At 63.3% G+C, this 22,910-nt stretch carries 18 protein-coding genes; 12 read left to right on the forward strand and 6 right to left on the reverse strand.

The features are described from left to right. The first annotated feature begins 161 nt into the window (after window positions 1-161). A complete protein-coding gene (locus tag ACSQ22_RS01940; RefSeq protein ID WP_436129252.1) occupies window positions 162-2,966 on the forward strand; it encodes a bifunctional diguanylate cyclase/phosphodiesterase in 2,805 nt (934 codons plus the stop codon). A 55-nt stretch (window positions 2,967-3,021) separates the two neighbouring features. On the opposite strand, the gene ACSQ22_RS01945 is transcribed toward ACSQ22_RS01940, so the two are convergent. From ACSQ22_RS01945 to ACSQ22_RS01955, 3 genes are all read right to left on the reverse strand, one after another. After that, complete coding sequence (locus ACSQ22_RS01945) at window positions 3,022-3,555, reverse strand: GNAT family N-acetyltransferase (protein WP_436129253.1); 534 nt, start codon at window positions 3,553-3,555, stop codon at window positions 3,022-3,024. Window positions 3,556-3,604: 49 nt separating this feature from the next. Then, entirely contained in the window at window positions 3,605-4,612 is a 1,008-nt protein-coding gene (gene dusA, locus ACSQ22_RS01950) for a tRNA dihydrouridine(20/20a) synthase DusA (RefSeq protein ID WP_436129254.1), read from the reverse strand. Window positions 4,613-4,880: 268 nt separating this feature from the next. Then, window positions 4,881-6,062, reverse strand: coding sequence for an alkane 1-monooxygenase (locus ACSQ22_RS01955; RefSeq protein ID WP_228895431.1), 1,182 nt, complete (start codon window positions 6,060-6,062; stop codon window positions 4,881-4,883). 263 nt (window positions 6,063-6,325) lie between these two features. Here ACSQ22_RS01955 and ACSQ22_RS01960 point away from each other — a divergent pair, with 263 nt between their 5' ends. After that, window positions 6,326-6,913, forward strand: coding sequence for a lysophospholipid acyltransferase family protein (locus tag ACSQ22_RS01960; RefSeq protein ID WP_436129255.1), 588 nt, complete (start codon window positions 6,326-6,328; stop codon window positions 6,911-6,913). A 97-nt stretch (window positions 6,914-7,010) separates the two neighbouring features. On the opposite strand, the gene ACSQ22_RS01965 is transcribed toward ACSQ22_RS01960, so the two are convergent. Beyond that, entirely contained in the window at window positions 7,011-7,463 is a 453-nt protein-coding gene (locus ACSQ22_RS01965) for an Lrp/AsnC family transcriptional regulator (protein ID WP_436129256.1), read from the reverse strand. Between the two features lie 170 nt (window positions 7,464-7,633). On the opposite strand from ACSQ22_RS01965, the gene ACSQ22_RS01970 reads away from it, so the two are divergent. Continuing rightward, entirely contained in the window at window positions 7,634-8,764 is a 1,131-nt protein-coding gene (locus ACSQ22_RS01970; protein ID WP_436129257.1) for a saccharopine dehydrogenase NADP-binding domain-containing protein, read from the forward strand. A 12-nt stretch (window positions 8,765-8,776) separates the two neighbouring features. Here the strand turns inward: ACSQ22_RS01970 and ACSQ22_RS01975 are convergent, their stop codons facing one another. Next, the gene (locus tag ACSQ22_RS01975; protein WP_436129258.1) at window positions 8,777-10,633 is read right to left on the reverse strand and encodes an AMP-dependent synthetase/ligase; all 1,857 of its coding nucleotides are present in this window, start codon (window positions 10,631-10,633) and stop codon (window positions 8,777-8,779) included. A gap of 280 nt (window positions 10,634-10,913) precedes the next feature. Between ACSQ22_RS01975 and ACSQ22_RS01980 the strand changes: the two genes are divergently transcribed. Further along, on the forward strand, window positions 10,914-11,726 hold the full coding sequence (locus ACSQ22_RS01980) for a tetratricopeptide repeat protein (RefSeq protein WP_436129259.1): 813 nt from the start codon (window positions 10,914-10,916) through the stop codon (window positions 11,724-11,726). 86 nt (window positions 11,727-11,812) lie between these two features. Here ACSQ22_RS01980 and ACSQ22_RS01985 read toward each other — a convergent pair whose 3' ends face one another. Beyond that, window positions 11,813-12,454: a GntR family transcriptional regulator gene (locus tag ACSQ22_RS01985; protein ID WP_436129260.1), complete on the reverse strand. Its 642-nt coding sequence runs from the start codon at window positions 12,452-12,454 to the stop codon at window positions 11,813-11,815. 143 nt (window positions 12,455-12,597) lie between these two features. Between ACSQ22_RS01985 and scpA the strand changes: the two genes are divergently transcribed. The 8 genes from scpA (at window position 12,598) to bioB (ending at window position 22,904) form a co-directional block, all read left to right on the forward strand. Next, a complete protein-coding gene (gene scpA / locus ACSQ22_RS01990; protein WP_436129261.1) occupies window positions 12,598-14,772 on the forward strand; it encodes a methylmalonyl-CoA mutase in 2,175 nt (724 codons plus the stop codon). After that, the gene (locus ACSQ22_RS01995; RefSeq protein ID WP_291475475.1) at window positions 14,772-15,380 is read left to right on the forward strand and encodes a PIN domain-containing protein; all 609 of its coding nucleotides are present in this window, start codon (window positions 14,772-14,774) and stop codon (window positions 15,378-15,380) included. Before scpA ends, ACSQ22_RS01995 begins: the two co-directional genes overlap by 1 nt. Beyond that, a complete protein-coding gene (gene meaB, locus ACSQ22_RS02000) occupies window positions 15,373-16,386 on the forward strand; it encodes a methylmalonyl Co-A mutase-associated GTPase MeaB (RefSeq protein ID WP_436129262.1) in 1,014 nt (337 codons plus the stop codon). The genes ACSQ22_RS01995 and meaB overlap by 8 nt, the downstream gene beginning before the upstream one ends. A 35-nt stretch (window positions 16,387-16,421) precedes the next feature. Then, the gene (locus tag ACSQ22_RS02005) at window positions 16,422-17,954 is read left to right on the forward strand and encodes an acyl-CoA carboxylase subunit beta (RefSeq protein WP_436129263.1); all 1,533 of its coding nucleotides are present in this window, start codon (window positions 16,422-16,424) and stop codon (window positions 17,952-17,954) included. A 21-nt stretch (window positions 17,955-17,975) separates the two neighbouring features. Continuing rightward, entirely contained in the window at window positions 17,976-20,024 is a 2,049-nt protein-coding gene (locus ACSQ22_RS02010; protein ID WP_436129264.1) for an acetyl-CoA carboxylase biotin carboxylase subunit, read from the forward strand. A gap of 37 nt (window positions 20,025-20,061) precedes the next feature. Then, entirely contained in the window at window positions 20,062-20,847 is a 786-nt protein-coding gene (locus tag ACSQ22_RS02015; RefSeq protein ID WP_436129265.1) for a YdcF family protein, read from the forward strand. 85 nt (window positions 20,848-20,932) lie between these two features. Further along, complete coding sequence (locus ACSQ22_RS02020; protein WP_436129266.1) at window positions 20,933-21,409, forward strand: VOC family protein; 477 nt, start codon at window positions 20,933-20,935, stop codon at window positions 21,407-21,409. A gap of 394 nt (window positions 21,410-21,803) precedes the next feature. Beyond that, entirely contained in the window at window positions 21,804-22,904 is a 1,101-nt protein-coding gene (bioB, locus tag ACSQ22_RS02025) for a biotin synthase BioB (RefSeq protein WP_436129267.1), read from the forward strand. Window positions 22,905-22,910: the final 6 nt, after the last annotated feature.

Raw genomic sequence — 22,910 nt, forward strand, 5'->3', positions numbered from 1 at the left:
GTGCGCAGGGAGCATATCCAACAATGCCCGCCCGGCGTTGCCCTGTGTGCAAAGTGTGTGCGCAAATACAGCTTTCTTGTGCCGGACAGATGCCCATAATGGTGCAGATCGCCACGGCGGTGGCTTTTGCCGACCGTGGCGGGCATATCACCCAGAACGCCATGACCCAACATTCTCCGGCAGGGATCGTCGATGCAGCCGCTGGGTCCACACCCTTGGCGCCTTCCTCAGGAGGAGGGAAGGGGACCACCAGCCACCGGTGGGTTCCCGTCGTGCTGCCACCTCTGGTGGGGCTGCTGACCCTGGGGCTGACGTTCTTGTACTGGCAGAGCGCCGAGAGCGGTGCCCGCGCCAAGCAGGAGCAGAACTTTCAGGTCGCGGCCGACCAGATCGCCTACAACCTCAAGGACCGGATGGCCACCTACGAGGTGGTTCTTCGCGGAGTCAAGGGGTATTTTGAAGGGTCCGAGCGCATCGATCGGGCCGAGTTTCAGGCCTATGTGGGGGCGCTCCAGCTGCGTGAAACGCGCCCTGGCCTGCAGGGGGTTTCGCTCGTCATGCAGCTACCCGCTTCGGCGCTGGCGGCACACCTGGATGACATGCGCCAGCGCGGTTTTGCCCAGTACACCGTGCGCCCCGAAGGTGCGCGCGAGGTGCTGGCGCCCATCACCCACATCGAGCCCTTGGAGGGCAACAACCTCAAGGCGCTGGGATTCGATGTGCTGACACTTCCCCCAGCAAAGGAAGCACTGGACCGGGCCCGTGACACCGGAGAGCTCGCTTTGTCCGGCCAGTTGACGCTTCTGCAAAACAGCAGCCCGGGGCTGGTCATGTACATGCCGCTGTACGGCGCGGGCGTCGATACACGCGCAGTGCATGGTCGGCGTGCAGGCCTTGCCGGCTGGGTGTCTGCGCCGTTCCTCCTGGAAGACTTGATCCACGGCATGTCGCGCGAGTTTGATGCCGACATCGGCTTTCAGATCACCGACGACACCAGCGCAGGTGCTCAAACCCTGCTATTTAGCAACGTTGTGCACCAGGCCGCTGTGCAAGGAGATGTCCCGTCGGGTCTGCAGGCACGGCGTGTGCTGGAACTGGGTGGCCGCCGCTGGGTGTTGCAAATGTCGCCCCTGCCTGCGTTTGCGGCGCGTTTTCAGGATGAGGGGCACCACCCTGTGGCCCTGATGGGCACGGTGCTGAGCCTGTTGCTCGCCTGGTTCACCTGGCTCTTGGCCACGGGGCGCGAGCGGGCCGTGGCACTGGCACGCGACATGACGGCGGAGCTGCGCGCCACGCGCGATGACCTGGAGAGCACGCTCAACGCCATCCCCGACCTGTTGTTCGAGGTAGGGCTGGATGGCTGCATCTACCATTACCGGTCGGCGAGGTCCGACGCACTGGCCGTGCCTCCCGAGATGTTTCTGGGTCGCCTGCTGCGCGACGTGGTCCCGCCCGAGGCCGCCGCAGGCTGCCATGCAGCGCTGGAGGCCGCGGACCGCACTGGCTATTCGGCGGGCCATCAGTACCGCCTGGAACTCCAGGGTGCTACGCACTGGTTTGAGCTGTCCATCGCCCGCAAGGAAAGCGCTGCGCCGGGCGATGAACCCCGGTTCATCGCGCTCTCGCGCGACATCACCGAGCGCAAGCAGGCCGAGGCGCGCACGCACCAGCTGGCCTATTTCGACGCGCTCACCGGCCTGCCCAACCGGCGCATGCTCCTTGACCGCATGGAGCACGCCTTGCGCAGCGCCCAGCAAACGGCGCAGGTGGGCGCCGTGCTGTACATCGACCTCGACAACTTCAAGCAGATCAACGACGCGCGGGGGCACACGCTGGGTGACACGCTGCTCATGCAGGTGGCGCAGCGCCTCACGCAGCAGCTGCGCCCCGGCGACACCGTGGCCCGCCTGGGTGGGGACGAGTTTGTGGTGCTGGCGCACAACGTGGCGACCGACATGGAGGCCGCCGGGCGCCAGGCCCTGCTGGTGGCCGAAGAAATCCGCACTGCCCTGGAGGCGCCATACACCATAGACACGCACCTCTACAGCACCACGGGCAGCATCGGCATTACGCTCTTCCCCAAGCGCGGCGAAGGCGTCGAAGATCTGCTGCGCGAGGCCGACACCGCCATGTACCGCGCCAAGGACCTGGGCCGCAACCGCATCCGCTTTTATGAGGCGGCCATGCAGGCCGATGTGCAGGAACGTCTGGCGCTGGAGCAGGACCTGAAGAAAGCCCACGCTCTGGGCCAGCTGGCTGCATTCGTGCAGAGCCAGGTGGACGCATCCGGCACCGTGGTGGGCGGCGAGCTGCTGATGCGCTGGGACCACCCCACGCGCGGCAATGTGCCGCCCGGCCGCTTCATCCCCATCGCCGAAGCCTCGGGCCTGATCCTGCGCATGGGCGACTGGATGATCCAGCAGGCCTGCGAAACCCTGGCGCGCCTGCAGGCTGCGGGGCGCGAGCTGTCGCTGTCGGTCAACGTGAGCGAGCGGCAGTTCCGCCAGGACGACTTTGTCGAGCGTGTGCGCCACATGCTGGCCCATACCGGCGCCCATCCAGCCAACCTGATCCTTGAAGTGACCGAGAGCCTGCTCATCGAAGACCTGGACGACACCATCGCCCGCATGACCGAAATCGTGGGCCTGGGCGTGCGCTTTTCCATCGACGACTTCGGCACTGGTTATTCGAGCCTGGCCTACCTCAAGCGGTTGCCGCTGTACGAGCTCAAGATCGACAAAAGTTTTGTGGACGACACCCCTGACGACCCCAGCGACACCGCCATCGTGCAGTCCATCATCTCGGTCGCCAGCCACCTGAACCTGCGCGTGGTGGCCGAGGGGGTGGAAACCCGTGCACAAGCAGATTTTCTGGTGGCGAGCCAGTGTGACTGCCTGCAGGGCTACCTGTTCGGGCGGCCGGAGCCGCTGGCGGCGTGGCTGGGTAGGCTGACGTCACCGCAATGATGCGCTGCGCGCTTGGTGAAAGTGCTGCACCGCCTAACCAGGAGCCGAAGGTGGCTCAATGGGCCACGACCGCCCAGCGTTCATGGTCCCGCCAGCGGCCATTGATCTTGAGGTAGCGGGGCGAAAAGCCTTCTTGCCGGAAGCCACAAGCCCGCACCAGCGCAATGGACGCTGCGTTGCCGGGCTGGATGTTCGCCTCCAGCCGGTGCAGCTTCAGTGGCCCAAAGGCGTGGCGCATCAGCTGTTGCATGCCCGCACGCATCAGGCCCTGGCGCTCGTAACCGGCGAAGACGTAGTAGCCCAGGTAAGCGCTGCGAAAGTTGCCCATCACGATCTGTGAGAGATTGAAGACACCCGCGATCTGTTCGCCTTCGCCCGCGCTGGGCGGCCGGCACACCAGAAAACCCTGGTTCGCAGGCGTCTCCATCTGCGCCAGATAGTCTGCAAACGACTCGGGGGTCGATGGCGCCGAGGTCCAGGGTGTATGCAGGGCCTGGCTGCGCTGGGCCAAAGTGACAAAGCGCTCTGCATCCGCTGCCACGGGTGCGCGCAAGGCGACGGGCGCGGTGGCTTGGGTTTTTACGCGCACTTGCACACGCGTTGGTTTTGCCCGCAAGCCATCATCCCGCTGGGCAGCGTCAGGCAGCCACGGCCTGGGCTGCTGGGTCTGCAGAAGATTCAGGCGCGTTGGCATACGCCTGCACCGCCAGCGCATGCACCTCGCGCGCAGGGCGGTCCTTGAGCAGATGGTTGCTCCACACCTGGCGCCAGATGCGGGCACCGGGCAGGCTGTGGCGCAGGCCCAGCATGTGGCGGGCGATGTGGGGCCAGGGGGTGCCGTACTGGGCAGCCTCGCGCTCCATGTACTCGACCATCTTGATTTCGACCTCTTCGCGCGTCAGGGGGCAGGGCATACCACCTTGTTCGCCGTAGTAGAGCTGGTCCCAGCGGGCCAGCCACCAGGGGTTGTGGTAGGCCTCGCGACCGATCATCACGCCGTCCAGGTGCGTGAGCTGCTCTTGCACCACCGCATCGGTGGTGATGCCGCCGTTGATGGCGATGGTGAACTGCGGAAACTCTGCCTTGAGCCGGTGCACCACCTCGTAGCGCAGGGGCGGGACATCGCGGTTTTCCTTGGGGGAGAGGCCTTGCAGCCAGGCGTTGCGCGCATGCACGATGAACACGGTGCACCCGGCGTCGGCGACGGTGCCGATGAAGTCGCGCACAAAACCGTAGTCCTCCACCTTGTCGATGCCGATGCGGTGCTTGACGGTGACGGGCACGCTGACCACGTCCTTCATGGCCTTCACGCAGTCGGCCACCAGCTGGGGCGATTTCATCAGGCTGGCGCCAAACGCGCCGCGCTGCACCCGGTCGCTCGGGCAGCCGCAGTTGAGATTGATTTCGCCGTAGCCCCATTGCGCGCCCAGGCGCGCAGCCTCGGCCAGCTTGTCGGGCTCGTTGCCGCCCAATTGCAGGGCCACGGGGTGCTCTTCGGCGTTGAAGCGCAGGTGCCGCTCGGTGCCGCCATGGATGATGGCGCCCGCGTTCACCATCTCGGTGTACAGCAGGGTCTGGCGGGTCAGCAGCCGGTGAAAGTAACGGCAGTGGCGGTCGGTCCAGTCCATCATCGGGGCGACGGACATGCGCCAGGGGCTCAAGGTGGGTTCCACGGGCAAACTAGAAAAGCGGGGAGGGTGGGGGTTGCGTGGGGTGCGCCTGTGGGGACGAAGGCGCCCGCAGGGCTGTAACTGGAAAGCCGCGATTATCCCACCGACCTCGCGGCCAGCACCAGCGTGTGGTTTTGAATGAAAATGGGCACTGGCGCTTATCCAGCGAGCGCTGATAGCTATCAAAAACAAAGCATGCAAATGGCTTGCAACAAAGCGCTGTGCGGTTGCGCCCTTGGGCGTGCTAGCCCGCCGGCTGGGCCCCTTCGCGCAGCCCATAGCGGCGCACCACCTGGGCGCGTTGGCGCGGGTCGATGTTGATGTGGGTTGCATCGCGCCCCGCCATGGCCAGCAGGCGTGGGTCCATCACGCGGCGCCACAGGGGCGGCACGTAGGCCAGGGTGAACATGCCGAAGTAGCCAATCGGTAGCTGCGGCACATGGTCGAAATGCCGCAGCGACTGGTAGCGCCGCAGCGGGTGCGCGTGGTGGTCCGAGTGCCGCTGCAGATGAAACAGCGCCCAGTTGGAGAACAGGTGGTTGCTGTTCCACGAGTGGTGTGGCTGGCAGGGCTCGTAGCGGCCGCTGGCGTCTTGCGTGCGCAGCAGGCCGTAGTGCTCTACGTAGTTGGCCGAGGTGAGCTGAAAGTTGGCCCAGAACGAGGCCACTACCAGAAACGGCAGCACGAAAAGGCCCAGCCACAGGGCCAGGGCGGTCCATAGCAGCAGGGTAATCAGCGCGGGCTGCAGGATTTCGTTGTGCCAGGAAAACTGCGGTTGTTGCTGGCGCGCCAGCCGGTCTTTCTCCAGCGCCCAGGCCCGGCGCAGGGCTCCGGGCATTTCGCGCAGCGCGAAGCGGTAGATCGACTCGCCCATGCGCGACGACGCCGGGTCGGCCGGGGTCGCCACGTCGCGGTGGTGGCCCCGGTTGTGTTCGATGAAGAAGTGCCCGTAGGCCGTGGGTGCCAGTACCAACTTGGCCAGCCAGCGTTCGAGCTTGGAGTTTTTATGGCCCAGCTCATGCCCCAGGTTGATGCAGAAGCCGCCCACCGTGCCCGTGGTCAACACCATGGCCAGAACACCATGCCAGGGCAACGTCTGCGTGGCCACAAACCAGGTGCTGAAGATAAAAGCCGCCCACAGCACCGGCACCAGCAGGTAGGTGATGCGGCGGTAGTAGCGGTCTCGCTCCAGCGCCGGCACGGCGGATTCGGGTGGGTTGCTCTGGTCCACGCCCAGCAGCCAGTCCAGCAACGGCGCCGCCAGGTAGAAAAACGCCACCGGCGTCCACAGCGTCAGCGCCTCGCCAGTCCAGAGCATGAGCGCTGGGCCCACGGCCACGGTGCAGGGAACCACCAGCGACAACAGCCACGCATACCGCTTGCGGTCGCGGTAGGTGGCGTCGTCGTTGCGGGCGGCTTGCAGCATGGTCCAGGGCGTAGCGTGGCGTGGTGGGGCGGCTCCGGGGAAGGAGAGCCATGCCAGTCATTCTGGTCAAGCGCCTTCGAAATGCCAGATCTTTTTGACCAAAGTGAGGCCGGGAGAAGATTGTTGACAATGCCGCCAACGGAGCTTCTCCGCGGGCAGGTTGCCCTGCCTCAAAACTGGGCATAGGGGCTATCGGCGATACTCCCGGCGCTTGCGATTGACGGTGGCACGACCGCCGCTGCCTGTTTTCTGCCTCCCCCCTCATGCACCACACCATTTTTGACACCCCGGTTGTCAACACACTCCTGCGCGCCTTTTCCCGCTTTACGCTGCGCATTACCGGCTGGAAGATTGAAGGCGCTTTGCCCGCCCACGCCGCCAAAAGTGTGCTGATTGCCGCGCCCCACACCAGCAACTGGGACTTGCCTTACACGCTGATGTTGGCGTTCTCGCTGCGCTTGCGGGTGTACTGGATGGGCAAGCAAAGCCTGTTCAAGGCGCCGTTTGGTGGCGTCATGCGCTGGCTGGGCGGCATTCCGGTGAACCGGGAGCAGTCCGGCAACCTGGTCGCCACGTCGGCCCAGGCGATGCGGGAGGCCGATGGCCCCATGCAGCTCATCGTGCCGCCCGAGGGCACACGCGGCAAAACGCGGCACTGGAAGACAGGCTTTTACTTCATCGCCCAGCAGGCGGGCGTGCCCATCGTGCTCGCGTTTGTGGACTATGGCCGCAAGGTGGGCGGACTGGGCCCGGTGTTCGAGCCCACGGGCGACTTGGACGGTGACATGGCGCGTATCAAGGCGTTTTATGCACCGATCCAGGGGAAGAACCCGAAGCAATTCGAGACCTGATGCAGGTCATTGAATTTTGGTGAAATTTGGCTCTATCGCTTATCTATAAAGCGCAAGCAGCTATCAAAAATGAAGTTAGTGCGGGCGTTAATGGTGCTCACGCCCCCACACTGCGGCGATCAATCTTGCGGCTGAGCACGATGCTGGTCTGCGTCTGGTGCACGCCGTCCAGTTGCCCCACCTTGTCGAGCAGGGCATCGAGCTGCTCATGGCTGGTGCAGCGCAAGAACACCAGATAGTCAAACGGCCCGCTCACGGCGGATACCTCTTCGACCTCGGCCATGGCCTCCAGCGCGCGCAGCACGGCGGGCGCTGTTTTGGGCAGCACGCTGATGCTGCACCAGGCCCGCACGGTGGTGGCATCGAGCCGGGTGCCCAGCCGCACCCCGTAACCCGCGACCACCCCCGAGCGCTCCAGCCGCGCGATGCGCGCCACCACGGTGGTGCGGGCCAGCCCCAGCTTGCGTGCCAGCGTGGCCGTGCCCTCGCGGGCATTGGCCTGCAGCAGGCTCAGCAGCTGGCGGTCGGTGTCGTCCAGGGGTTGTGTCATGGGCTCCTACCCAAAAAGTCATAACGTCCATCATATTCGCCGTTATGGCAAAACAAAGAGCGTTTTTCGACGTTATTAGCGCTACACATTGACAGCACCCTTGCCTAGCATCAAGGCATCTTCAACACCGCTCACTGCTTCATGCAGTGACCACCACCGGGAGTGCCGCCATGACCACCCTTTCCAACACCTACACCGCCTCCCACGCCGCCACCCACCGCGCCATCACCATCCTGGGCGCGGGCCACATCGGCTTTGCCATGGCGCTGCTGCTGCAGCAGGCCGGCGACTACGACATCCTGGTGGTGGACCGCGACCCGGCGCGCCTGGCCGAGGTGGCTGCGCTAGGCGTCTCGACCCAGTTGGCGACAGACGACGCAAGCCTGCAGACCGCCATCGATGGCCGTTTTGCCGTGCTGAACGCGCTGCCGTTTCACCGCGCCGTGCCGGTTGCGACGCTTTGTGCCGCAGCGGGAGTGCACTACTTTGATCTGACCGAAGACGTGGCAAGCACCCAGGCCATCCGCGCACTGGCGGCCAACGCCCGCAGCGTGCTCATGCCCCAATGTGGCCTGGCGCCGGGTTTCATCGGCATCGTGGGCAACGATTTGGCGCGCCGTTTTGACACCCTGCACACGCTGCGCATGCGCGTGGGCGCGCTTCCGCGCTACCCCCAGGGCGCCCTGCGCTACAACCTGACCTGGAGCACCGAAGGGCTCATCAACGAATACTGCAACCCCTGCGAGGCCATTGTGGACGAAGTGCGCACCACAGTGCCCGCGCTGGAAGGGCTGGAAACCTTTGCGCTCGACGGCGTGGAATACGAGGCCTTCAACACCTCGGGTGGGCTGGGCACATTGACCGAAACGCTGGCAGGCAAGGCGCGCCAGGTGGACTACCAGTCCATCCGCTACCCCGGCCACAACGCCATCCTGAAGCTGCTGCTCAACGACCTGCGCCTGCGTGACCGGCGCGATCTGCTCAAGGACATTCTGGAGACGGCCATTCCCACCACCGACCAGGATGTGATTGTGGTGTTTGCCACCGCATCCGGCATGAAGGGCGGTCGGCTGGTGCAGGACTCGTACTCCGCCCGCATCATCGGCACCCAGGTGGCGGGGCACACGCTGAGCGCCATTCAGCTCACCACGGCGGCGGGCATCTGCACGGCGCTGGATCTGGTGGCCCAGGGACGCTTGCCGCAGCGCGGCTTCGTGGGCCAGGAATCCGTGTTGCTAGCGGATTTTCTGGCGAACCGGTTTGGGGTGGCTTACGCAGGGGAAGGCGAGTTGGTGCTTTGAGAAAGCCTGGGCTTAGCGCCCCGGCTTCTGATACATACCCTCAATCGCCTCGGCAAAGTGCGCCATCAGGTTGTTGCGCTTGAGCTTGAGCGTGGGCGTCATGAAGGTGTTTTCAATGGTCCAGGGCTCCAGCGTCAGGTGCACCGCACGCGGCACGGCGTATCGGGCAAAGCTGGCGGTGTTCTTTTCGATGCGGGCCAGCACGGCGCGGTGCACGCTGGGGTGGTTCAGGCTGTCGGCGTCTTGGGCCGAAAGACCCAGATCGCCCGCCAGCCGCTGCCATTCATCACGCTTGAGCACGGCCACGCAGGCGATGAAGGGGCGGTTTTCGCCCACTACAAAGGCCTGCTCCAACAAAGGGTCGGCCAGCAAGGCCAGCTCCAGGTCGCCCGGCGGGATCTTTTCGCCGGTGGAGGTGACGATGATTTCCTTGATGCGGCCTTTGATATAGATGCGGTCGTTCACGATCTCGGCCTGGTCGCCCGTGCCCAGCCAACCGTCGGCGCTCAATATCTTGGCCGTGTCTTCAGGGCGCTTCCAGTAGCCCTTCATCACGATGGGGCCACGCACCTGCAGCTCACGGTTGTCGCCGATGCGCACGTCCACACCGGGCAGGGCCTTGCCCACGCAGGCGGGGTCGTTGTCGTCCAGTGCGTTGACCGACACCACCGGTGCGGTCTCGGTCATTCCGTAGCCCTGGATCAGCGGCAGCCCCAGGCCCAGAAAACACTTCGCAATGGTGGGCGACAGCGGTGCGCCGCCACTCACCGCCACGCGCACACGGCCGCCAAATTGGGCCAGTAGCGGCTTTGCTACCAGGGCCTCCAGCACCGGCCAGGGCAGGGCAGCCATCCAGCCTGCGGTCTGGCTGCTTGCGTCGGGAGTCGGCGTGGGCAAGCCTTGGGCGGCGCAAAACCGCGCCCAGCCCTTGTTCTGCGCGGCTTCATACAGCTGCATCTTCCAGGGCGTGGGTGACAACTTTTCGAGCAGCTTGGCGTGGATGCGTTCGTAAATGCGCGGCACCGACACCAGCACCGTGGGGCGTACCGTTTTCAGGTCTTCGGCCAGTTGAGGGACCGAGCGCGCATAGGCCACGCAGCTGCCCGCTGCAATCGGCAGGTAGTACCCGCCCGTGCGCTCGAAGGTGTGCGACAGCGGCAGGAACGACAGGAACACGTCCTCCACCGTGGGGGCAATGCGCTCCAGCACCGCCTTCACGTCGCTGACCACGTTGTGGTGCGTCAGCATCACGCCCTTAGGCTTGCCGGTGGTGCCAGAGGTGTAGACGATGGCCGCCAGGTCGTCTGCCTCCGGGGCTTTGGGAACGGTTGCGCTGCCCGCATGTGCTGCACCGGCCAGCCATTGCACCAGCGAACCGACCGCAGGGCCGTCCCCAGACGCTGGTATTGCGGTGAGCGAGGCGCCGTCGTCTGTGATGACCACTGCACGCAGGGCCGGAAATGGCGTGCCGACGGCCTGAATTTTTTCCCACTGCTCCACGTGGCTCACAAAGAGCATCGACGCCTCGCAGTCGGCCAGGATATAGGCAATGCTGCCGGAGTTGTCGATGGCATGCAGCGGTACGGGAACGCAGCCGGTGGCCAAGGTTGCCTGGTCCGCGCACATGGCGTTCAGGCCGTTGGGCAGCAGGATGCCGATGCGCGCCGCTGCGGGCAGTTGCATGGCCGCCAGGGCCTGGGCCCATGTGCCCACGCGTTGGGCTGTCTCAGCCCAGGTCAAGCTCGTCCATGCTTGGGAGGTGGTGTCGAAGGCTCGGTACGCCTCGGAGTTGGGGGTGCGCGCAGCGCGGTAGGCGAGAAGCTGGGGCAGCGTTTGCACGCTGGCGATATCGGGTGGGGCGAAGGTCATCAAACTCTGAAAGTAAGCGGGGAGCATTCTGCAAGGTGGCGCGACAGCGGCCCTGGGCATCATATCCAGCGTCAGCGCTGTCACACTTCTGCGGTTTGCGTGCTTTGTCAGAAATGGTTTATTCCTGTATGCGCAATGGTGATGAGGGCGCGTTTGGCGGCGATGCTGCAATTGGCCGTTTCATCCCGCCTTTAGAATTTTCAACGTCGCAATACAGCCGTTTCTCTGCCGATGGGTGGAATGGCCATCAGCCATTGCCCAATGCGGAGAGTCTATAAAAATGAACCGTCAAAAAATTCTAAATATTCTGTTGGCCGCGCTGTTGCTGAGCGTGGTGTTTCTTGCTTGGAGTAATGCGACACGCTATGGCAACCGTGCGCAGAAGGGGGGAAACTATGTGCTGGCAAAAATGTGGTATCTCATTGCCGCTCACAGCGGGGACGGGGCTGCGCAGAACAATTTAGCTGGCTTTTACGCGGAGGGGTTGGGAGGAGACCGCAGTGACAGGTTGGCAGTCAAGTGGTTTGAAAAAGCGGCAGCCGCCGGAGTCTCTGCAGCCACATTTAACCTGTCCAATTTTTACGAAGAAGGGCGGGGTGTACCGCGAGATATCCGCAAAGCCACAACGCTGCTGGAGGATCTGGCAAAACAAGGAGACTCAGTGGCTGCATTCAACCTCGGGCATATCTATGCCACGGGGCGCGATGACTTTCCCCAAGATATGGAAAAGGCTATTCAGTGGTACGAAATATCTGCACAAAAGGGTTATGCGTCTGCTCAGTACAACCTGGGAAACATCTATGCCCAAGGCACCGGCGGGGTAGCCAAAGATTGGGTTCTTGCTGGCCAGTGGGTTTTAAAGGCCGCACAGAGAGATCATCACAAAGCCCAAATGGATTATGGTTTCATGCTGCTGGCTGGAATTGGGGTGCCGGAAAACCGAACGGAAGGGATTCAGTGGCTGGCGAAGGCAGCCAAAGACCCGGCTACTTTCAAACTGTTGCAGGAGCGGGTTGCGCTTGTTTGTGCAAGCACACCGGGTGCCGTCGAGAAAGAGCCTTGCACCCGGTGGATGAAGGGCCGCAAACCATAGTGTGGTCGAGCCCTTAGTTATGTGAGGGGGCTTTGAGTCTTCACGCGCTCGGGACCTCGAAATCAGAGAGCTTCTTTGCGCGTGGCTCAGTCCGGGGTCGCCGCTTCCAGCCCCTGCGCAAAATGCGCCTGCATGGCCTTCACCGTTGCCTTGGCATCGCGCGCCACCATCGCGCCGAGGATGGCGCGGTGCTCTTTCAGTGAATCCTCAATCCGCCCCTGCTTGAGCAGCGAGTTGTGGCGGTTGAGCTTCATCACCTTGCGCAAGTCGGCCACCATCTGGCTGCGCCATCGGTTGTCGGCCAGCTCCAGCAGCAGCATGTGAAAGCGCTCGTTGACTGCAAAAAAGCGCTCACGCTCATTGGCGGCTGCCTCCAGCTCGGCATGCAGATCCTGCAATGCTTGCAGCTGAGCCGGTGTGGCGGTGGTGGCCACCACGCCTGCCGCATCGCTCTCCAGCAGGCTGAGCAGGTGGTACACGTCGCGCAGGTCTTTTTCGCTCATTTCGGTCACATAGGCGCCACGGCGCACCTTCATCGTGACCAGTCCTTCAGCGGCCAGCACCTTCAACGCCTCGCGCAGGGGCGTGCGGCTGATGCCGAATTCCTCGGCAATCTTAAGTTCGTCAATCCAGCTGCCCGGCTCCAGTTCGCGCCGGAAGATGCGCTGGCGCAATTGCTCGGCCACTTCTTCGTAGAGCGCGCGGGGAGTGAGGGTGAGGGCAGACATGGGGTGGATTGTAAGCTGGGCGGAATATTTTGAATCAATAATTATGAATGATGTAAACTCGCCGCCACACCACTGCACCTGTGCGGTCGCCGCCTGTGCGCTGTGTTGGACGCCCCAACGCCATCTTCGGAGTAGCTTTTGCCATGAGTGACAACCCCACCAACAACGCCCCAGAGTTCGCCGCGTCTTCGCTGGAAGCCTGGGCCAAGGCCGCAGCCAAGTCGGCGCCGGGGGGCGATGTCAGCGCCCTCAACTGGGTCACGCCCGATGGCATCACCGTCAAGCCGCTGTACACCGCCGAAGACACGGCCAGCCTGCCGTACGCCAACACGCTGCCGGGTTTTGAACCCTACCTGCGCGGCCCCCAGGCCACCATGTATGCCGTGCGGCCCTGGACGATCCGCCAATACGCAGGTTTTTCGACCGCCGAAGAATCCAACGCCTTCTACCGGAAGGCCCTGGCTGCGGGCGGGCAGGGCGTGAGTGTGGCCTTCGACCTGGCCACCCACCGAGGCTACGACAGCGACCACCCCCGTGTGACGGGCGATGTGGGCAAGGCCGGGGTGGCAATCGACTCGGTCGAAGACATGAAGATTTTGTTCGACCAGATCCCGCTCGACAAGGTGTCCGTGTCGATGACCATGAACGGCGCGGTGTTGCCCGTGCTGGCGGGCTATGTAGTGGCGGCAGAAGAGCAGGGCGTCTCGCAAGACAAGCTCTCCGGAACCATTCAGAACGACATTCTGAAAGAGTTCATGGTGCGCAACACCTACATCTACCCGCCCAAGCCGTCGATGAAGATCATTGGCGACATCATCGAGTACACGGCCAAGAACATGCCGAAGTTCAACTCGATCTCGATCAGCGGCTACCACATGCAGGAAGCCGGGGCCAACCAGGCACTGGAGCTGGCCTTCACCCTGGCCGACGGCAAGGAGTATGTGAAGACTGCCATCGCCAAGGGCATGGACGTGGACGAGTTCGCCGGGCGCCTGTCGTTCTTCTGGGCGATTGGCATGAACTTCTATCTCGAAGTCGCCAAGATGCGCGCCGCGCGCCTGCTGTGGTGCCGCATCATGAAGGCCACGGGCGCCAAGAACCCCAAGAGCCTCATGCTGCGCACGCACTGCCAGACCTCGGGCTGGAGCCTCACCGAGCAGGACCCCTACAACAACGTGGTGCGCACCACCATCGAGGCCATGGCGGCCGTGTTTGGCGGCACCCAAAGCCTGCACACCAACAGCTTTGACGAAGCCATTGCGCTGCCCACCGAGTTCAGCGCCCGCATTGCGCGCAACACGCAGCTCATCATCCAGGAAGAGACCCACATCACCAACGTGATCGACCCCTGGGCTGGCAGCTACATGATGGAAAAGCTGACCCAGGACATGGCCGACGCGGCCTGGAAGATCATCGAAGAGGTCGAGGCAATGGGTGGCATGACCCAGGCCGTGGACAGCGGCTGGGCCAAGCTCAAGATCGAAGCTGCTGCCGCAGAGAAGCAGGCACGCATCGACAGCGGCAAGGACGTGATCGTCGGCGTCAACAAATACAAGCTGGCCAAGGAAGACCCGGTCGATATCCTGCAGATCGACAACATGAAGGTGCGCGACGGCCAGATCGAGCGCCTGAAGAACATTCGGGGAAAACGCGACCCAGCGCTTGTCCAGCAAGCGCTAGATGCTCTCACTTCTGCAGCAGAAAGCGGCGAGGGCAACTTGCTGGACCTGTCGATCAAAGCCGTGCGCCTGCGTGCCACTGTGGGCGAGATCAGCGATGCGCTGGAGAAGGTTTTTGGGCGCCACCGCGCCGATACGCAAAAGGTGACCGGTGTGTACGCAGCTGCCTATGACTCGGCCGAGGGCTGGGACAAACTCAAGACCGAAATCAACGCCTTTGCCGAAGAACAGGGCCGCCGCCCGCGGGTCATGATCGCAAAATTAGGCCAGGACGGCCATGACCGTGGCGCCAAGGTGGTGGCAACCGCCTTTGCCGACCTGGGCTTTGACGTGGACATGGGCCCGCTCTTCCAGACCCCCGAGGAATGCGCCCGCCAGGCCATCGAAAACGACGTGCACGCCGTGGGCGTGAGCACGCTGGCTGCAGGCCACAAGACACTGGTGCCCGCCATCATCCAGTCGCTCAAGGACCAGGGGGCGGACGACATCATCGTGTTTGTGGGTGGTGTGATCCCGGCGCAGGACTATGAGCACCTGTACGAAGCGGGCGTGAAGGGCATCTACGGCCCTGGAACACCGATTCCGGCCAGCGCCAAGGATGTGCTGGAACAGATTCGCAAGGCTGTGGCGGTAGGCTGATGAAAACGCAGGTAATTCTTGTTGACTGGGAGAACGTCCAGCCTGATTTGCTGCCTGCTCTTGATTTAGAAGGAACGAAGTTGCTCGTCTTTATCGGGCCACATCAGTCAAAGCTGCCATTTGCGATGGTTGAAGCTGTGCAAAAGTTTGGCGATCGAGCGGAGTACATCAAGGTGAGCAAGCAGGGCAGGGACGCGCTAGACATGCACATCGCGCTGCATATCGGACGTCTCTCCACACAGCTTGAAGATCCGTACTTCCACGTAATTTCTAAGGACAGTGACTACGATCCTCTAATTGTTCATCTCAGAGAAAAGTTCGACATTTTTGCTTCTCGCTGGCCGTCCCTCAGTGCAATACCGATTGTGCGGAGAACTCAAGCAAAAACTCTCAAGGATCAAGTTGAGGCAACTCGGGAGTGGCTTGTGGAACGCAAAGGTGCCCGGCCAAAAACGCTCAAAACGCTCAGCAACAGTCTAAAGACGTCGGTATTTGTCGGAAGACTAACTGACGGGGAAATCGAAGAGCTCATCGTGGCTTTGCAGGAGCACACGTGGATTTCGGTACAGGGGCAAAAAGTGTCCTACGCGGAAGTGTTTGATGCTTGATGGAATATTGAACGGATCTACCGTGGTTCAGCGCCGCGCCATGTCCAAAGCCATCACGCTGCTCGAATCGACGCGGGTGGACCATCGCGCCCAGGCCGACGAGCTGCTGACCCAGCTGCTCCCGCACACCGGCAAGGCCTTCCGCCTCGGCATCAGCGGCGTGCCCGGCGTGGGCAAGTCCACCTTCATCGAAGCCCTGGGCCTGTACCTGATCGGCCAGGGCCACCGCGTGGCCGTGCTCACCATCGACCCCTCCAGCACCGTCTCGGGCGGCTCCATCCTGGGCGACAAGACGCGCATGGAACACTTGTCGGTGCACGAAAAAGCCTACATCCGCCCCAGCCCCTCCAGCGGCACGCTGGGCGGCGTGGCCGAGAAGACCCGCGAAGCCATGCTGGTCTGCGAGGCCGCAGGCTACGACGTGGTGATCGTCGAGACCGTGGGCGTGGGCCAGAGCGAGATCGCGGTGGCGGGCATGACGGACATGTTTGTGCTGATGCAGCTGCCCAACGCGGGCGATGACCTGCAGGCCATCAAGAAGGGCGTGATGGAGATTGCCGATCTGGTGGTCATCAACAAGGCCGACATCGACAAGAACGCCGCAACACGGGCCGAGGCACAAATCACCTCCAGCCTGCGCCTCTTGAGCCAGCACGGCAACCCGGAAAACGCGCACCACGACGAAACGCTGTGGCACCCGAAAGTAGTGCAAATCAGCGCGCTGCTGGGGCAGGGCGTAGACAGCTTCTGGGGTGCCGTCACGCAGTTCCGCCAGCTGCAAACCGCCAACGGCCGCCTGGCCACGCGGCGCGAAAAGCAGGCGCTGGCCTGGATGTGGGAGCGCATCGACGCAGGCCTCAAGCTCGCGTTTCGCCAGCATCCGCAGGTGCGTGAGCTGCTGCCCCAGATGCAGGCCGATGTGGCCGCAGGGCGCATTGCGGCATCCACTGCAGCACGAAATCTGCTCCAAGCGCAATCCAGTCATGCGCTGGTAGCTATCAAATAGATAGTAGACACCAACCCATTCACCAAAGGACGACCATGCAAGACATCCTGGATCAACTGGAGAAAAAGCGTGCGCTGGCACGCCTGGGCGGCGGGCAAAAGCGCATTGATGCGCAGCACGCCAAGGGCAAGCTCACGGCGCGCGAGCGCATCGAGCTGCTGCTGGACGACGGCACGTTCGAGGAATGGGACATGTTCGTCGAGCACCGCTGCACCGACTTCGGCATGGAGGACAACAAGATCCCCGGCGACGGCGTGGTGACGGGTTACGGCATGATCAACGGCCGCCTGGTGTTTGTTTTCAGCCAGGACTTCACCGTGTTCGGCGGGGCACTCTCCGAAACCCATGCCGAGAAGATCTGCAAGGTGATGGACCAGGCCATGAAGGTGGGCGCACCGGTCATCGGCTTGAACGACTCGGGCGGCGCCCGCATCCAGGAAGGCGTGGCGTCCCTCGGTGGCTATGCCGACGTGTTCCAGAAGAACGTGCTGGCCAGCGGCGTGATTCCGCAGATCAGCATGATCATGGGCCCCAGCGCCGGTGGCGCCGTGTATTCGCCCGCCATGACGGACTTCATCTTCATGGTCAAGGATTCGAGCTACATGTTCGTGACCGGCCCCGAAGTGGTCAAAACCGTGACGCACGAAGAAGTCACGGCCGAAGAACTGGGCGGCGCCATCACCCACACCACCAAGAGCGGTGTGGCCGACATGGCGTTTGAGAACGACGTGGAGGCGCTGATGATGCTGCGCCGCCTGTACAACTACCTGCCGCTCAACAACCGCGAAAAGGCCCCGGTGCGCCCCAGCAACGACCCGGCCGACCGCATGGACCTGAGCCTGGACACCCTGGTGCCCGAGAACCCCAACAAGCCCTACGACATGAAGGAGTTGATCCTCAAGACCGTGGACGACGGGGACTTCTTTGAGCTGCAGCCCGAGTACGCCAAGAACATCCTGATCGGCTTCGCCCGCATGGAAGGCCAGACCGTGGGCATCGTGGCCAATCAGCCGCTGGTGCTGGCAGGGTGCCTGGATATCAAGTCGAGCATCAAGGCCGCGCGCTTTGTGCGCTTCTGCGATGCGTTCAACATCCCCGTGGTCACGTTTGTGGACGTGCCCGGCTTCATGCCTGGCACTTCTCAAGAGTACGGAGGCATCATCAAACACGGCGCCAAACTGCTGTATGCCTATGCCGAGTGCACCGTGCCCAAGATCACCGTCATCACGCGCAAGGCCTACGGCGGCGCATACGACGTGATGAGCTCCAAGCACCTGCGCGGCGACGTGAATCTGGCCTGGCCCAACGCCGAGATTGCGGTGATGGGCGCCAAGGGCGCGGTGGAGATCATCTTCCGCGAGGACAAGAACGACCCGGTGAAGCTGGCCGCGCGCGAGGCCGAATACAAGCAGCGTTTTGCCAACCCGTTTGTGGCCGGTGCACGCGGCTTTATCGACGACGTGATCCTGCCGCATGAGACGCGCAAGCGCATCTGCCGGTCGCTGGTGATGTTGCGCGATAAGAAGCTCGAAAACCCATGGCGCAAACACGGCAACATCCCACTGTGAGCGGACAAGGAGCATAAGAACATGTTTACGAAAATCCTGATCGCCAACCGTGGCGAAATCGCCTGCCGAGTGATTGCAACTGCCAAGAAAATGGGCATCGCCACCGTCGCCGTCTATTCCGACGCCGACAAGGAAGCCCGGCACGTCAAGCTGGCCGACGAGGCTGTGCACATTGGCGCCGCGCCCTCGCGCGAGTCCTACCTCCTGGCCGACAAGATCATTGCGGCCTGCAAGCAGACCGGCGCACAGGCGGTGCACCCCGGCTACGGCTTCCTTTCGGAAAACGAAGCCTTTGCCAAGCGCTGCGAAGACGAAGGTATTGCCTTCATCGGCCCCAAGGCGCATTCCATTGCCGCCATGGGCGACAAGATCGCGTCCAAGAAGCTGGCCAACGAGGCCAAGGTCAACACCATCCCTGGCTACAACGACGCTATCGCTGGCCCCGAGCAGGCGGTGGAGATCGCCAAAGGCATCGGCTACCCCGTGATGATCAAGGCCTCGGCCGGTGGCGGTGGCAAGGGCCTGCGCGTGGCGTTCAACGACAAGGAAGCGTTTGAAGGCTTTGCCAGCTGCCAGAACGAAGCCCGCAACAGCTTTGGCGACGACCGCATCTTCATCGAGAAGTTTGTGCAGGAGCCGCGCCACATCGAGATCCAGGTGCTGGGCGACAGCCACGGCAACGTGATCTACCTGAACGAGCGCGAGTGCTCCATCCAGCGCCGCCACCAGAAGGTGATTGAAGAGGCGCCATCGCCCTTCATCAGCGACGCCACACGCAAGGCCATGGGCGAGCAGGCGGTACAACTGGCCAAGGCCGTGAAGTACCAGAGCGCGGGTACGGTGGAATTCGTAGTGGGCAAGGACCAGGACTTCTACTTCCTGGAGATGAACACCCGCCTGCAGGTGGAACACCCGGTGACGGAATGCATCACCGGCCTGGACCTGGTGGAGCTGATGATCCGCGTGGCGGCGGGCGAGAAGCTGCCCCTGACGCAAGCCGATGTGAAGCGCGACGGCTGGGCCATCGAGTGCCGCATCAACGCCGAAGACCCGTTCCGCAATTTCCTGCCGTCCACCGGCCGCCTGGTGCGCTTTCAGCCGCCGGAGGAATCCATGTTCCAGTCCGACACCAGCAAGAAGCTGGGCGTGCGGGTGGACACGGGCGTGTACGAGGGTGGCGAGATCCCCATGTACTACGACTCGATGATTGCCAAGCTCATCGTGCACGGCACGGACCGTAACGATGCGATTGCCAAGATGCGCGCGGCGCTGAACGGCTTTGTGATTCGCGGCATCAGCAGCAACATCCCGTTCCAGGCCGCGCTGCTGGCGCACCCCAAATTCGTGACGGGCGACTTCAACACCGGCTTCATCGCCGAGAACTACGGCAAGGGCTTCCACGCCGAAGACGTGCCGCACGCTGACCCGCTGTTCCTGGTGGCACTGGCCGCGTTCATGCACCGCCGCTACCGCGCCCGCGCCTCGGGCATCAGTGGCCAGCTGGCCGGGCACGAGGTGAAGGTGGGCGAGGAGTTCGTGGTGGTCACGCTGGGCGCCGAAGGGCAGAACCAGCACCACGAGGTGACGGTGTCCGACTTTGAAGACAAATCTGGCTCTAGCGCTGTACTGGTGGGTGGTACCAGCTATCAGATCAGTAGCAATGCCACGCTGGGCCAGATTCGCGTGCAGGGCGCCTGCAACGGCCAGGGCTTTACCGCCCAGGTGGAGCGTGGTGTGGGCAAGAACCCGCTGGCGCTGCGCATTGCGCACAACGGTACGCAGATCGACGCGCTGGTGCTGTCGCCGCTGGGCGCGCGCCTGCACAAGCTGATGCCCTTCAAGGCGCCGCCCGATCTGTCCAAATTCCTGCTCTCGCCCATGCCGGGCCTGTTGGTCGATGTGGCGGTGCAGCCGGGCCAGAAGGTGCAGGCCGGCGAAAAGCTGGCCGTGATCGAAGCTATGAAGATGGAGAACATCCTCTTTGCCGCACAGGACGGCGTGGTGGGCAAGATCACTGCGGGCAAGGGCGATTCGCTGGCGGTGGACCAGATCATTCTGGAATTCGTCTGATGCTGCCTGTGCCTCGCGCTCCATCCTGCAGCCTGCGATGACAGCGGTGGCTGTGCGCACGCTGCTGGCGCTGGTCGGCGGGGTGCTGTTTCTGGACGGCGCGGTGCTGATGGTTCTGGGGCACTTCAACCTGGGCACCATGTTGCCGGTTGCGCTGGGAGCGTTGTTTCTGACCATCGCGGTGTGGTGGGCACCCCTCACGCGCTGGCTGCACCATGACCGGCGGCGCCAGCAGTGGTGGCGCGTGGGCTGGTGGGGTCTGGCGGCGTGGATGCTCAGCGTGGTGGTTTTCTGGGTTTTCTTCTTGCGGGGTGCTGGCGTTTCTCCACCAGAGGCACCGCCTGTGCAGGCCATCGTGGTGCTGGGAGCGGGTATCCAGAACGGACAGCCCCGCCCGGCGCTGGCGGCGCGGCTGGACACAGCGGCCGCGCTGGCCCGCTTGCAGCCTGAGGCGCTGATCGCTGTGTGTGGTGGGCAGGTCTGGGGCACTACGGACACCGAGGCGGAGGTGATGGCGCGCTATCTGCAAGAACGCCACGGTATCCCGCCGGAACGCCTGGTGCTGGAGAAGGACAGCACCAGCACCGAGCTGAATCTGGCGTTAAGTCGCCCCTTGCTGGAGGCGCGCGGTGTTGCCGCCACGGCCCCGCTCGCGCTGGTGACCAGCGACTTCCACCTGCCTCGTGCTCTGCGCATTGCCCAGCGCCATGGTTTTACCCACATGGTGCCGGTAGCGGCACCCACGCCCCTGGCCACGCGCTACAACGCCTGGCTGCGCGAGTACTTCGCCACGCTCAGCAGCTGGGTGTTGAACGAAGGGTAGCCGGGAGCAAGTTATTTTTAGGTCAAATTGGCCTCTGGCGCTTTATCCATAAGCGCAAACAGCTATCAATTAAGGAGCAAACACAATGACCACATCCCTTCATCGCCCGTTCAAAGTCCTGGGCATTCAGCAGGTCGCCATTGGCGGCACCGACAAGCAGCGCATGAAAACCCTGTGGGTGGACATGCTGGGCCTCACCCAAACCGGCACCTTCCAGAGCGAGCGCGAAAACGTGGACGAAGACATCCTGGCCATGGGGCAGGGTGCCTACAAGGTCGAGGTGGACATCATGCAGCCGCTCGACATCGACAAAAAACCCGCCGTGCACACCACGCCGCTCAACCACATTGGGCTGTGGATCGACGATTTGCCCAAGGCCGTGGAATGGCTCACGGCCCAGGGCGTGCGTTTTGCGCCCGGCGGTATCCGCAAGGGCGCGGCGGGCTACGACATCACGTTTTTGCACCCCAAGAGCAATGACCAGTTTCCGATTGCGGGCGAGGGCGTCTTGATCGAACTGGTGCAGGCCCCGGCCGACGTGATTGCTGCACTGGGTTCATAGTTGCGAAAAATCGTTCTCCAAAGCGCACCAACGTCGGCCATCTCCCGGCGCTGCTCGGCTGCACAGAGTGCCAGATGGGAGCAGATAACCACCACAACGGGGCTGTTGAAGGCGCCAAGAAACTGACTGCCGCAAAGGCCCGGCAAGTTCAATCAACCTGCAGCCTTCTGCTCCTAAAAGATTCAGAACTTGACGGTTGTTGATGCCTCGTTTTTCTTGGCATCTTTTGTGACCCTGTGGCGTGCTTTTGTGCCGTTTTCTCGTCCAGAATCCGCCCACCTCGCAGCGCGCCATGCCAAATCATCCGTGGTGTGCCGTGCGCGCGGTGTCGCTAAACAACTTCTTAAGCCTCGGGTGGCTCCGTGCCACGGTGGGGCGAATGCCTTGAAGGGAATTGATCGCCATGTCCTCCACGACCCTTGCCATGCCCGCCGCCCAGCCTGTGCCGCCAGCACCCACCGTACAAAACGTCCAGGTGCATCGGCGCCCAGCCACTGCCATCTCACAAGGCCCGTGGAGCGTGGAAGCCATCCAGGCGTTGCTCGACAAGCCCTTGATGGACCTGCTGTTTGAAGCGCAGACCGTGCACCGCCAGCACTGGCCTGCGGGCGACATCGAGCTGGCCACGCTGCTGTCCGTCAAAACCGGCGGCTGCCCCGAAAACTGTGGCTACTGCCCGCAGGCGGCCGAGTTCGATACGGGCGTGAAAGCCGACAAGCTGATGGAGGTGGACGAAGTGGTGCGCGCTGCCCAGGCTGCCAAGGATGCGGGGGCCACGCGCTTTTGCATGGGCGCCGCCTGGCGCGCGCCCAAGGACCGCGACATCGAAAAAGTCAGCGCCCTGATCGGTGCCGTGAAGGGCCTGGGCCTGCAGACCTGCGCCACCCTGGGCATGCTCGAATCGCACCAGGCGCAGGCCCTCAAGGATGCGGGGCTGGACTACTACAACCACAACCTGGACACCGCCCCTGAGTACTACACCGATGTGGTGAGCACCCGCGCCTACCAGGACCGGCTGGACACACTGGCGCATGTGCGCAGCGCGGGCATCAGCGTGTGCTGCGGCGGGATTGTGGGCATGGGCGAGGCGCCCGTGCACCGCGCTGGCCTGATCGCCCAGCTGGCCAACCTGCAGCCGTACCCCGAGTCGGTGCCCATCAACAGCCTGGTGCGCGTGCCCGGCACGCCCCTGGCTGACAGCGAGCCCATCGACCCGTTCGATTTTGTGCGCGTGATCGCCGTGGCCCGCATCACCATGCCCAAGGCCCGGGTGCGCCTGTCCGCAGGGCGCCAGCAGATGGGCGAAGCCGTGCAGGCGCTGTGTTTCATGGCGGGCGCCAACTCCATCTTTTATGGCGACAAGCTGCTGGTGACCGGCAACCCCGATGTCGAGGCCGACGTGCAACTGCTGGCCAAGCTGGGCCTCAACGGACACCGCACCACCACTTCCTCCGAAAGTGGGGCAGAAGAAAGCGCCACAGGCGCCTGCTGCTGAGAGCGC

Source organism: Acidovorax sp. LjRoot38 (assembly GCF_964252975.1).
GTDB lineage: Bacteria > Pseudomonadota > Gammaproteobacteria > Burkholderiales > Burkholderiaceae_C > Acidovorax > Acidovorax facilis.